At 74.2% G+C, this 11,421-nt stretch carries 13 protein-coding genes; 7 read left to right on the forward strand and 6 right to left on the reverse strand.

The features are described from left to right. Positions 1–18 precede the first annotated feature (18 nt). Complete coding sequence (locus tag H9624_RS03430) at positions 19–456, forward strand: DUF2243 domain-containing protein (protein WP_251838488.1); 438 nt, start codon at positions 19–21, stop codon at positions 454–456. After that, complete coding sequence (locus H9624_RS03435; protein WP_251838489.1) at positions 453–1,241, forward strand: cytochrome c oxidase assembly protein; 789 nt, start codon at positions 453–455, stop codon at positions 1,239–1,241. The genes H9624_RS03430 and H9624_RS03435 overlap by 4 nt, the downstream gene beginning before the upstream one ends. Here the strand turns inward: H9624_RS03435 and H9624_RS03440 are convergent. Genes H9624_RS03440 through H9624_RS03455 form a run of 4 tightly spaced genes read right to left on the reverse strand, consistent with a single transcriptional unit; the run spans position 1,195 to position 5,106 of the window. Next, the gene (locus H9624_RS03440) at positions 1,195–2,007 is read right to left on the reverse strand and encodes an ABC transporter ATP-binding protein (protein WP_251838490.1); all 813 of its coding nucleotides are present in this window, start codon (positions 2,005–2,007) and stop codon (positions 1,195–1,197) included. The two genes, H9624_RS03435 and H9624_RS03440, sit on opposite strands and share 47 nt — an antisense overlap. Then, positions 2,004–3,041 carry a FecCD family ABC transporter permease gene (locus tag H9624_RS03445; protein ID WP_251838491.1) on the reverse strand — a complete coding sequence of 346 codons (1,038 nt, stop codon included), beginning with the start codon at positions 3,039–3,041 and terminating at the stop codon, positions 2,004–2,006. Before H9624_RS03445 ends, H9624_RS03440 begins: the two co-directional genes overlap by 4 nt. Then, a complete protein-coding gene (locus tag H9624_RS03450; RefSeq protein WP_251838492.1) occupies positions 3,038–4,084 on the reverse strand; it encodes a FecCD family ABC transporter permease in 1,047 nt (348 codons plus the stop codon). Before H9624_RS03450 ends, H9624_RS03445 begins: the two co-directional genes overlap by 4 nt. Further along, positions 4,081–5,106: an ABC transporter substrate-binding protein gene (locus tag H9624_RS03455; RefSeq protein ID WP_251838493.1), complete on the reverse strand. Its 1,026-nt coding sequence runs from the start codon at positions 5,104–5,106 to the stop codon at positions 4,081–4,083. Before H9624_RS03455 ends, H9624_RS03450 begins: the two co-directional genes overlap by 4 nt. Before the next feature lie 174 nt (positions 5,107–5,280). On the opposite strand from H9624_RS03455, the gene H9624_RS03460 reads away from it, so the two are divergent. The 3 genes from H9624_RS03460 to H9624_RS03470 all read left to right on the forward strand — a co-directional run bounded on the left by H9624_RS03460 (position 5,281) and on the right by H9624_RS03470 (position 8,394). Continuing rightward, the gene (locus H9624_RS03460) at positions 5,281–6,429 is read left to right on the forward strand and encodes a zinc-dependent alcohol dehydrogenase (RefSeq protein WP_251838494.1); all 1,149 of its coding nucleotides are present in this window, start codon (positions 5,281–5,283) and stop codon (positions 6,427–6,429) included. 13 nt (positions 6,430–6,442) lie between these two features. Then, entirely contained in the window at positions 6,443–7,024 is a 582-nt protein-coding gene (locus tag H9624_RS03465) for a hypothetical protein (RefSeq protein ID WP_251838495.1), read from the forward strand. A 185-nt stretch (positions 7,025–7,209) separates the two neighbouring features. Then, complete coding sequence (locus H9624_RS03470) at positions 7,210–8,394, forward strand: SGNH/GDSL hydrolase family protein (RefSeq protein ID WP_251838496.1); 1,185 nt, start codon at positions 7,210–7,212, stop codon at positions 8,392–8,394. Here the strand turns inward: H9624_RS03470 and H9624_RS03475 are convergent. Next, positions 8,376–9,398 carry an adenosine deaminase gene (locus H9624_RS03475; RefSeq protein WP_251838497.1) on the reverse strand — a complete coding sequence of 341 codons (1,023 nt, stop codon included), beginning with the start codon at positions 9,396–9,398 and terminating at the stop codon, positions 8,376–8,378. The two genes, H9624_RS03470 and H9624_RS03475, sit on opposite strands and share 19 nt — an antisense overlap. Before the next feature lie 121 nt (positions 9,399–9,519). On the opposite strand from H9624_RS03475, the gene H9624_RS03480 reads away from it, so the two are divergent. Next, entirely contained in the window at positions 9,520–10,161 is a 642-nt protein-coding gene (locus tag H9624_RS03480; RefSeq protein WP_251838498.1) for a class I SAM-dependent DNA methyltransferase, read from the forward strand. On the opposite strand, the gene H9624_RS03485 is transcribed toward H9624_RS03480, so the two are convergent. Next, a complete protein-coding gene (locus tag H9624_RS03485) occupies positions 10,131–10,463 on the reverse strand; it encodes a zinc-ribbon domain-containing protein (RefSeq protein ID WP_251838499.1) in 333 nt (110 codons plus the stop codon). The two genes, H9624_RS03480 and H9624_RS03485, sit on opposite strands and share 31 nt — an antisense overlap. A gap of 97 nt (positions 10,464–10,560) precedes the next feature. On the opposite strand from H9624_RS03485, the gene H9624_RS03490 reads away from it, so the two are divergent. Beyond that, positions 10,561–11,421: ribonuclease Z (locus H9624_RS03490; protein ID WP_251838500.1), on the forward strand; the 861-nt coding region annotated here is incomplete at its 3' end.

Raw genomic sequence — 11,421 nt, forward strand, 5'->3', positions numbered from 1 at the left:
ACGGGGAGGGAGCGGGAGATGGACGGACGGGACCGCCGACGCTCGGCGTGGGTCGCCGCGCTCGTCGGGGTGGGCGTCATGGCGGCCGTCGACGAGATCGTCTTCCACCAGGTCCTCGGCTGGCACCACTTCTACGACCGCTCCACCCCGGAGGTGGGGCTGGTGACCGACGGCCTGCTGCACGCCGCCGAGCTCATCATGCTCGTCGCGGGGATCTTCCTCGTCGCCGACCTCTCCCGGCGCCGCGCGCTCCACCGCGGCGCGGCGGTCGCCGGCTTCCTCCTCGGGGCCAGTGGCTTCCAGCTCGTCGACGGCGTCGTCGTCCACAAGGTGCTGCGCCTGCACCAGGTGCGCTACGACGTCGAGCTGCTGCCCTACGACGCCGCCTGGCTCGCCTCGGCGGTGCTGCTCGCCCTGGCCGGTGTCCTCCTGCTCCTGCGCGCGCGGCGCACGTGACCTGGCTGCCCAGCGCCCTGGCCGCCGTCGTGCTGCTCGGCGGCTACCTCGGGCTCCTCGCCCGCCGACCGGCCGGCCTGCCGCCGTGGCCCGCGTGGCGCACCGGGCTCTGGGCGGCCGGTGCGCTCACCGTCGCGGCCGCGCTGGCGCCGCCGCTCGCGGAGGCGACGACCACGGACCACCGCGCCCACATGGCCCAGCACCTGCTCCTCGGGATGTACGCGCCCCTCGGGCTCGTGGCCGCCGCGCCGGTCCGGCTCGCCCTCGGCTCCCTGCCGACGAGCGGTGCACGGCGGCTCTCGGCCCTGCTCCGCAGCGGCCCGCTCCGCGTGCTCGCCCACCCCGTGGTGGCGGCGGTCCTCAACGTCGGCGCGATGGTCCTCCTCTACCTCACCCCGCTCCACGAGCGGGCCGCGGAGAGCCCGGCCCTCACCGCCGTCGTCCTCCTCCACTTCCTCCTCGCGGGCTGGCTCTACACGTGGGCGGTCGCCGGCCCGGACCCGGCGCCGCACCGGCCCGGGCTGCCGCTGCGGCTCGGGGTGCTCGTCGTCGCCGCCGGTACGCACGCCTACGTCGCCAAGGCCCTCTACGCCCGCGCCGTGGATGGCCACCACCACGGCGGCACGGCTCACGCCGAGGCCGGCGCACAGCTCATGTACTACGGGGGCGACGGCGCCGAGGTGCTGCTCGCCGTCATGCTCCTCGTCGGGTGGTACCACCGCAGCCGTCCCCGCCCGCTCAGCCCACGGGCGCCCGCACGTGGTGGCGCCCCAGCGGGAGCATGAGCGGGCGCCCCGACGTCGGGTCGGTGATGACTCGGCTGTCGATGCCGAACACGGCGCGCACCATCTCCTCGGTGAGCACCTCCGCCGGGTCGCCGACGGCGTAGGGACGGCCGCCGGCGAGAGCGATGAGGTGGTCGGCGTAGCGGGCGGCGAGGTTGAGGTCGTGGAGCACCATGACCACGGTCGTGCCGCGGCTGCGGTTGAGGTCGGTGAGCAGGTCGAGGACCTCGACCTGGTGACTGACGTCGAGGAAGGTCGTCGGCTCGTCCAGCAGGAGCACGTCGGTCTGCTGCGCCAGCGCCATGGCGATCCACACGCGCTGGCGCTGGCCGCCGGACAGCTCGTCGACGTGCCGGTCGGCGAGGTCGGCCGTGCCGGTGGCGTCCAGCGCCGCTGCCACCGCGACGTCGTCCTCCCGGCTCCACCGCGACAGCAGCCCCTGGTGGGGGTGCCGCCCGCGGCCCACGAGATCGGCGACGGTGATGCCCTCCGGCGCCAAGGGGGACTGGGGGAGCAGGCCGAGGACGCGGGCCAAAGCCTTGGCCGGCGTGCGGTGCACCTCCTTGCCGTCGAGGACGACGCGCCCGGCGCGGGGGACGAGCAGCCGGGCCATGGCACGCAGCAGCGTCGACTTCCCGCACGCGTTGGCCCCGACGACGGCGGTCACCCGGCCGGGCGGGACCGCGAGGTCGAGGCCGCCGATGACGACGCGCTCGCCGTAGCCGAGGGTGAGGCCCTCGGCGGTCAGGTGGTGGTCGGTGGTCACAGTGAGCCCCCAGCACGGTTGGTGCGGACGATGAGGTAGACGAGGTACGGCGCGCCGAGCACGCCGGTGACGACGCCCACCGGGTAGCGGACGGGGAGGACGAGCTGCGCGGCGAGGTCCGCGACGAGGACGAGGAGTGCGCCGACGAGGGCCGCCGGCAGGAGCAGCGACCCTCCGCGGCCGGTGACCCGAGCGGCGATCGGTCCGGAGAGGAAGGCGACGAAGGCGACCGGTCCGGCAGCCGCCGTCGCGAAGGCGATGATCCCGACGGCAAGGACGACGACGGCGAGGCGGGTGCGGCCCACCCGCACGCCGAGCGCGGCGGCGGTGTCGTCCCCGAGCTGGGTGGCGGTGAGGTTGCGGGACAGCGCGAGAAGCGCCGGGCCGAGGACAAGGACGGCACCGAGCACCGGGACGACCTGCCGCCACCCGGCGCCGTTGAGGCTGCCGGTGAGCCACCGCGTCGCTTCCTGCAGGTCCCACTCGGCGGCCTGGGCCAGGACGTAGGACGTGACGCTGTCGAGCATCGCCGCGACACCGATGCCGACGAGGATGAGCCGGGTGCCGGCGCCCCCGCCCCGGTGGGCGAGGAGCTGGACGAGCAGCGCGACGAGCAGCCCGCCGGCGATGGCGACGACCGACACCGCCGTCGGCTCCAGCCCGAGCAGGACGATGGCGACGACGGCGGCCGCGCTCGCGCCCGAGCTGATCCCGATGATGTCCGGGCTCGCGAGGGGGTTGCGCAGCATCGTCTGGAAGGTGACCCCGCCGAGCCCGAAGCACAGGCCCACGAGCAGGGCGAGGACCGCGCGCGGGAGGCGCAGCCGCCCGACGGTGAAGCTCGCGCCCGGCACCTCGTCGCCGAGGACCACGCGCAGGACCTCGCCGGGCGGGTAGAAGGTCTGCCCGACCATGAGGCTGAGGAGGAAGGCCGCCCCGACGAGCGCCGCGAGGACGACGAGCACCCGGCGGTGGTGCCGTGCGCGGTCCGCGCGACCACGGGCGACGGCGGCGACGGTGGGGGACAGGGTCACAGCGCGCTCACCTTCTGGCGGCGGACGACCCAGATGAAGACGGGGGCACCGACGAAGGCGGTGACGATCCCGACGGCGAGCTCGGCGGGACGGGCGACGACCCGGCCGAGGACGTCGGCCGCGGTGAGCAGACCGGCACCGACGACGGCGGAGAAGGGCAGCAGCCACCGGTGGTCCACCCCGACGAGGAGCCGGCACGCGTGCGGGACGACCAGTCCGACGAAGGCGATCGGCCCCGTGACCGCGGTGGTCGCACCGCACAGGGTGACGGCACCGAGGGCGGCGAGGCCACGGGTGAGGGCCACCCGTTCGCCGAGGCCGGCGGCGAGGTCGTCCCCGAGCGCGAGGGAGTTCAGGCCCCGGGCGCTGAGCAGGCACAGGACGAGGCCGACCGCGAGGAAGGGCCCCACCTGTGCGAGGGCCGCGTAGCTCCCCCCGCCCACACCGCCGATCTGCCAGGACCGCGCGCCGTCGGCGATGTCGTTGCGGCCCAGGACGACGGCACTGACGAGGGAGGCGAGCGCCGCCGAGGTCGCCGCGCCCGCGAGAGCCAGCTTGAGCGGGGTGGCGCCACCGCGGCCGAGTGAACCGATCGCGTAGACGGCCACCGCGGTGGCGCCGGCACCGCCGATCGCGACCCAGGCGGTGCTGGCGGCGGACGTAAGCCCGAAGAAGGCGATGCCGACGACGACGGCGAGGGACGCGCCGGTGTTGACGCCGAGGATCCCCGGGTCTGCCAGCGGGTTGCGGGTCACGCCCTGCATGACGGCACCCGAGACACCGAGCGCCGCGCCCGCGGCGACCGCGAGCAGCGTGCGGGGGGTGCGCTTGGCCACCGCCGCCTGGTCGAAGCCCTCGAGCGAGCCACCGAGGGCGGCGACGGCGTCGAGCCAGCCGACCTGACGGGAGCCGACCATGACGGACGTGACGACGAGGAGGGCGAGCACGCCGAGGACGACGAGCAGCCACCGGGCGCGCCCCCGCGCGGGGTGGCGCCGGTCGACGACGCCCGGCGCCGGAGCCAGGGTGGCGGTGCGGCTCACGCGCCCGCGTCGGCCGCCTGGGCCAGCAGCGCGACGTAGTCCTCCAGGACCCACGAGATCGACAGCGGCGTGGGGTTGGCCGCGGTGCCGAGCGGCCCGTCGCCCGGCAGGCTGACGATCGCGCCGTTGGCCACGGCGGGCATCTGCGAGAGCAGCGGGTCGGCCTCGAGGGCCGCGACGAGCTCCTCGCCGCCGTAGGTGACGATGAGGTCGACGTCGTCGAAGGCGTCGGCCTGCTCGGCGCTGTGGGTGAGGGCGAAGCGGTCGGTCTGCGCGGAGAGCTCCGCGACGCTCGGTGGGACCGTGAGGCCGAGGTCCTCGAAGAACATCGCCCGCGTGTCGTGGGTGGTGTAGAAGCTCACCTCGCTGAGGTCCGTCGTGTCGACGTGGGTGAGGAACATGGCGCTCGTCCCGGCCAGCTGCGGCGCGGCCGCCGCGGCGTCGGCGATCTCCTCCTCGAGCTCGGCGACGAGGGCCGCGCCCTCCTCGGCCATCCCGAGGCCGGCGCTGTTGAGCTCGATCATGTCGCGCCAGGACGTCCCCCAGGCGGTCTCCGGGTAGGCGACGACGGGGGCGATCTCCGAGAGCGTGTCGTAGTCCTCCTGGGTGAGCCCGGAGTAGGCGGCGAGGATGACGTCCGGCGCCGTGTCGGCCACGGCTTCGAAGTCGATGCCGTCGGTCTCGTCGAAGAGCACCGGCGCCTGGGCGTCCAGCTCGGTGAGAGCCTCCTCCACCCACGGGAGCAGGCCGTCGCCGTCGTCGTCGCCGAAGTTCGCGGCGGCCATCCCGACGGGCACGATGCCCAGGGCGAGCGGGACCTCGTGGTTGGCCCAGCTGACGGTGGCGACCCGCTCGGGGCGGCTCTCGATCGTCGTCGTGCCCAGGGCGTGCTCGATGGTCACGGGGGACCAGTCCTCCGCGGCGGGGGTGCTGGACTCGGGGGCGGGCTCGGCAGCCGAGCAGGCGGCGAGTCCGGCCGCGAGGGCCGCGGAGGCGGCGAGCACACGGGTAGCGCGCGTCATGGAAGAACCTTTCGGTGCGGTGAGGCCCGGGTCACCTGCCCGAGCAGCGCTAAGGTTAGCCTCACCTAACCACCGCTCTGAACCCCCGTCCCGCGTCGCGGTCACCCCGCCCGACGCGCGGCTTGCCGTGCCCCGTGTCACCCTGACTGCCCCGACGACATGGAGGAGGCGACCGTGCGCGCGATGGTCTACCGCGGCCCGTACAAGATCCGCGTGGAGGAGAAGGACATCCCCCGGATCGAGCACCCGAACGACGCGATCGTCAAGGTGCAGCTGGCCGCCATCTGCGGCTCCGACCTGCACCTCTACCACGGGATGATGCCGGACACGCGGGTCGGGACCACCTTCGGCCACGAGTTCATCGGCGTCGTCCACGAGGTCGGCTCCTCGGTGCAGAACCTCAAGCCGGGGGACCGGGTCATGGTCCCCTTCAACATCTCGTGCGGGTCCTGCTACTTCTGCTCCCGCGGGCTGCTGTCGAACTGCCACAACGTCAACCCCAACGCGACCGCCGTCGGCGGCATCTACGGCTACTCCCACACGACCGGCGGCTACGACGGCGGCCAGGCCGAGTACGTCCGGGTGCCCTTCGCCGACGTCGGCCCGACGATCATCCCGGACTGGATGGACGACGAGGACGCCGTCCTCCTCACCGACGCCGTCGCCACCGGCTACTTCGGCGCCCAGCTGGGGGAGATCCGCGAGGGCGACACCGTCGCGGTCTTCGGCGCTGGGCCCATCGGCCTCATCGCCGCCAAGACCGCGTGGTTCATGGGCGCCGCCCGGGTCATCGTCATCGACCACCTCGAGTACCGGCTGGAGAAGGCCCGCACCTTCGCCCACGCGGAGACGGTGAACTTCGCCGAGCTCGACGACGTCGTCGTCCACCTCAAGCGGACCACCGACGGACTGGGCGCCGACGTCGCCATCGACGCCGTGGGCGCCGAGGCGGACGGCAACTTCCTCCAGCACGTCACCGCGTCCAAGCTCAAGCTCCAGGGCGGCTCGCCGGTCGCGCTCAACTGGGCCATCGACGGCGTCCGCAAGGGCGGCACCATCTCGGTCATGGGGGCGTACGGTCCCATCTTCAGCGCCGTGAAGTTCGGCGACGCCCTCAACAAGGGCCTCACCCTGCGGATGAACCAGGCGCCGGTCAAGCGCCAGTGGGCCCGGCTGTTCGAGCACATCAGGAACGGGTACCTCAAGCCCAGCGAGATCGTCACCCACCGCATCCCGCTCGAGCACATCGCCGAGGGCTACCACCTCTTCTCGGCCAAGCTCGACGGCTGCATCAAGCCCCTGATCGTGCCCAGCGCGAGCTGAGAGGAGACAGACCATGAGCGAGCGCATCCCCGTCTACACCTCCGCCGCACCGCCGGTGCCCTCGGCCGAGGAGCTGCGCGCCCGGATCCCCGGGTGGGGCGTCGACCTCGACCCCGCCGACCGGCCCTCCTACCCCAAGGAGCGTGACGAGCCGACCGGCGCGCACTGGGACCTGCCCGAGCAGCAGGAGGAGACCTCCCCGCGCGAGCGGTCCATCGAGCACATGCGGCTCACCCCGGTCTTCGGCACGGTCGCGCCGCTGCACGGGCTGTCCGGCGTCATCCGCCGCTACTCCTACGAGCGGTACAGCGAGGCCCGCGCCGCGCACTGGCTGCTCCTCATCGCCGCGGACCGGGTCGACGCGATCGAGAGCCACGTGCGGTCCCTCGCGAGCGGCCGGCCCGACAACCCGGTCACCGAGACCGGCGTGAGGACCGAGCTGACGCACGACGGGCTCGCCGCACGCCGGGACAGCAAGCGGGCGGACGTCAACCACCAGTGGATCGACCCCGTCCTCGTCGCCGGCCCCTGGCTGCTCGCCGGCGCCGCCGCGGTAGCAGGCGTGCGCCGGCTCATTCGCGGCCGCCGGGACTAGGCCCCTCGGGCGCGAGGCCCGCCCACCGCCTGGGTCGCCCTTCCCGGACCTGCGTCGCCCTTTCTACGCCTCGGGACGAGCGAAGGGGACGACGCACACACCTTGCGGGCGGTCCCGGTCCGCGCGGTACGGTGCTGTGCGCCGCCGTGACCGGCGAGCGGCACGGGCGAGAGGAAGCAGGCGGCGTGAGCCAGAGCTGGACCACCACCCCGATCACCACCGACGTCCTGCGCGGTGTCCTGGAGCTCGAGCAGGGCGCCCACGGAGTGGTGCCGCACCGGCTGCCGGCGTGGGCGCGGGCCCAGTGCGCCGACCCGCAGCTCCACCTCGCCGAGGGTCAGCCGGCGGGCGCCCGGCTTGCGCTGCGGACCGCGGCCACCGCCGTCGAGCTGGACGTCCTGCCCACCCGGTACGGCTTCCGCGGTGCGCCGCCCCGGCCCGAGGGCGTCTTCGACCTCCTCGCCGACGGCGTCCTGGTGGCTCAGTCGGTCGCCCCCACCGCCACCACCGTCACCATCGACCCCGCCTCCGGCGCCACCGAGCACCGGCCCGGCGAGGTGGGCACCGTGCGCTTCACCGGCCTGCCGGCGGGGGACAAGGACCTCGAGCTGTGGCTGCCCCACAACGAGACGGTCGAGCTCGTCGCGCTGCGCACCGACGCCCCGGTCGCGCCCGCCACGGGGAGCGGACGGCCGGTGTGGCTGCACCACGGCAGCTCGATCAGCCACGGCTCCAACGCCGAGCACCCCACGGGGACGTGGCCCGCGCTCGTCGCGCGCGGGGCGGGTCTGGAGCTCGTCAACCTCGGCTTCAGCGGCAGCGCGGTCCTCGACCCCTTCGTCGCCCGGACGATGCGTGACACGCCGGCGGACCTGCTCAGCGTGAAGATCGGCATCAACGTCGTGGGCGGGGACGTCATGCGCCGTCGCGCCTTCGGACCGGCGGTCCACGGCTTCCTCGACACCCTGCGGGAGGGGCACCCGACGGCACCCCTGCTCGTCGTCTCCCCGCTGTACACGCCGATCCACGAGCACACGCCGGGCCCCGGCGCCTTCGACCTCGAGGCCCTCGCCGCGGGACGCACCGCCTTCCGCGCCACCGGCGACCCGGCCGAGGTCGCTGCCGGGAGGCTCACCCTCGCCGTCGTGCGTGAGGAGCTCGCCGGGATCGTCGCGCAGCGCGCGGCGACCGACCCGCACCTCGTCTACCTCGACGGCACCGGGCTCTACGGTCCGGAGGACTACGCCGAGCTGCCGCTGCCGGACGAGCTGCACCCCGACGGCCCCACCCACCGCCGGATCGCCGAGCGCTTCAGCGCGCGGGTCCTCGGCGGCGGGGGCGCCTTCGCCGGTCAGGCGCCGGCGGCGTAGGCCTCGAGCTCGGCGAGGTACTGCTCGCGCTCCCGGCCGCTGAGCCAGGCGATGTCGAAGGAGTTGCGGGCGAGCAGGACGAGCTGCTCACGGCCCAGGCCGGCGACCTCGGCGAGGCGCACGTAGTTCTCCGCGACGTACCCGCCGAAGTAGGCGGGGTCGTCGGAGTTGAGGGTGACCTTGACGCCCTGCTCGAGCAGGCCGACGATCTCGGTCTCCTTGACGCCGTCGACGACCCAGCCGTTGGAGATCGGGCAGCAGGTGAGGCCGAGGCCGCGCTCCTTGATCGCCGCGACGAGCTCGGGGCGCTCGAAGGCGTTGGACCCGTGGTCGATCCGGTCGACGCGGATGTCCTCGATCACCTGGCGGATGTGCTCGTGGGTGCCCTCCTGGTCGATGTCGCAGTGCATCGTGAGGAGGTAGCCCTCCTGGCGGGCGCGCGCGAAGACGGCGGCGAACTTCGCGGGCGGGTTGCCGCGCTCGTCGGAGTCCAGGCCGACGCCGAGGATCCAGTCGCGGTAGGGAAGGGACTCCATGAGGGTGCTCATCGCGTGCTCGGCGGTGAAGTCACGCAGGAAGCACATGATGAGCTCGGCGTGGATGCCGAGGTCGCGGCGCGCGTCGACCAGGGCCCGGCGCAGGCCGCCGATGACCGTCTCGAAGGGCACGCCGCGCGAGGTGTGGGCCTGGGGGTCGAAGAAGATCTCGGCGTAGCGGACGTGCTGGCTCGCGGCCTTGGTGAGGTACGCCGTCGCGAGGTCGTAGAAGTCGTCGGCGGTGACGAGCACCCGCATCGAGTCGTAGTAGACCGTGAGGAAGGAGGACAGCGAGTCGAAGTCGTAGGAGGCGCGGACCTCCTCCGCGGAGCTGTGCTCGAGCTCGATCCCGTTGCGCTGGGCGAGGGCGAACTTCAGCTCGGGCTCCAGGGTGCCCTCGATGTGCAGGTGCAGCTCCGCCTTCGGCAGGCCGGTGATGAAGTCCTGGAGGTCGCTGGTCACGGTCACGCATGTGCTCCTTGGTCGGTCCGGTGCCCGGCACTCTCGGCCGGCGCGCCCCGAGGCTATCGGCCACGCGCGGGCGGGTGGACGGGTGTCTCGGGCCGCGCGCACGTGCCACGCTGGAGCCATGGGGAACTTCGACGACAAGGCGGCCGACTGGGACCGCGACCCTGCCAAGGTGGAGCGCGCCCGGGAGGTGGCCGAGGCCGTCGCGGCCGCGGTCCCGCTGCGCCCGGGCACGCGGCTCCTCGAGTACGGCGCCGGGACCGGCCTCGTCTCCGAGGCACTCGGCGCCCGCGTGGGTCCGGCCACGCTCGCGGACAGCTCCGCCGGCATGCGGGCGGTGCTCACGGAGAAGGTGGCCTCGCGGCGGTTGCCGGGCGGACGGGTGTGGGACCTCGACCTCGAGACCGACGAGGTGCCGGCCGAGCGCTTCGACCTCGCCGTCGCCTCCCTCGTCCTGCACCACGTGCGGGCCCTGGACCGGGTGCTCGCCGGACTGGCCGAGCTCCTCGCGCCGGGCGGCCACCTGTGCATCGCGGACCTCGACCGCGCGGAGCACGGCCAGTTCCACCAGCACGACTTCGACGGCCACGACGGCTTCGACCGGACGGAGCTGACCGCCCGGCTCGAGGCGGAGGGCCTCGTCGACGTCGTCGTGCGCGACTGCGGCACGATCGACCGCGAGGGAGTCACCTACTCGGTGTTCCTCGCCGTCGCGCGCCGCCCGGGGCAGGCTCAGCCGGCCGGAGGCGGCGAGGCGGGGTAGTCGGCGCGCTGGTGCGCCGCGGGCGGGAGCGGGGGGACCGGCGCGGGGGCCGGTGCCTGCGGGCCGGCCGCGAACCGCTCCTCGAGCTCGCTGCCCTCCGCCTTCGAGTACGCGTGCTGCAGCCCGCAGAAGGTGCAGTCCATGACGTAGCGCGTCGACACGACGAACAGCGGCACGAAGAACAGCGAGAACTTCCGGCGGAGCTTGTGGAGCCGGTGCGCGGCGGGGTTGTGGCAGCGCGGGCACAGCATGGTGAGGGTCGCGACGAGGTCGGCGTAGCCCTTGAGGCCGAAGATGATCATGCGGGCGAACCTAGTGCCCCGGGCACCGGCCCGGCGATGGGGAGGACTCCCCGACTACGATCCGACGGCATGACCTCCCACCCCCCGGCGGCCGGCCGTGCGTGAGCTCGTCGTCCTCGGCACCGCGTCACAGGTGCCCACCCGCACGCGCAACCACAACGGCTACCTGCTCCTGTGGGACGGGCGCGGCTACCTCCTCGACCCGGGCGAGGGCACGCAGCGGCAGATGATCCACGCCGGGGTGTCGGCCACGCAGGTCCACCACATCTGCCTCACCCACGTCCACGGCGACCACTGCTACGGCCTGCCCGGCGTCCTGTCGCGGATGGTGCTCGACGGCGTCACGCACCCCGTCCACCTCCACTACCCGGCGAGCGGGGAGGAGGTGGTGAGGGCGCTCGTGTCCGTCGCGACGCCCGGGCTGGACCTGCACCTCCACCCGCACGGGTCCGCCGGGGAGGTGGCGCCCGGGCTCGAGGTGCGGCCGCTGCACCACCGGGTGGAGACCTACGGCTACCGCCTCGTCGAGCCCGACGCGCGCACGCTGCTGCCCGAGCGGCTCGCCGCCGCGGGGCTCAGCGGCCCGGACGTCGGGCGGTTGCAGCGCGAGGGCCGCCTGGGCGGGGTGGCGCTGGAGGACGTGAGCGTGCCGCGCCGCGGGCAGCGCTTCGCCTTCGTCATGGACACCGCGCCGTGCGCGGGGGCCGAGGAGCTCGCCGAGGGCGCCGACTTCCTCGTCGCCGAGTCGACCTTCTCCGACGAGGACGCCGAGCTCGCCCGCGAGTACCGCCACCTCACCGCCGGGCAGGCCGGCGCGCTCGCCGCCGCCGGGGGAGCGCGCACGCTCCTCCTCACCCACTTCTCCTCGCGGTACGCCGATCTCACGGTGCTGCGGGACCAGGCGACCCCCCCCGGGGGGGGGGGCCCGTCGGCGTTCCCCATAAAGTCCCGGCGCGCC

It is taken from the genome of Oceanitalea stevensii, from assembly GCF_014837105.1.
GTDB classification, from domain to species: Bacteria; Actinomycetota; Actinomycetes; order Actinomycetales; family Actinomycetaceae; genus Oceanitalea; species Oceanitalea stevensii.

Bases quoted from the DNA above. Each gene is read 5' to 3' on its own strand.
- H9624_RS03455 (WP_251838493.1), bottom strand. From the start codon at position 5,106: ATGACGCGCGCTACCCGTGTGCTCGCCGCCTCCGCGGCCCTCGCGGCC.
- H9624_RS03485 (WP_251838499.1), bottom strand. From the start codon at position 10,463: ATGATCATCTTCGGCCTCAAGGGCTACGCCGACCTCGTCGCGACCCTC.
- H9624_RS03465 (WP_251838495.1), top strand. From the start codon at position 6,443: ATGAGCGAGCGCATCCCCGTCTACACCTCCGCCGCACCGCCGGTGCCC.
- H9624_RS03430 (WP_251838488.1), top strand. From the start codon at position 19: ATGGACGGACGGGACCGCCGACGCTCGGCGTGGGTCGCCGCGCTCGTC.
- H9624_RS03480 (WP_251838498.1), top strand. From the start codon at position 9,520: ATGGGGAACTTCGACGACAAGGCGGCCGACTGGGACCGCGACCCTGCC.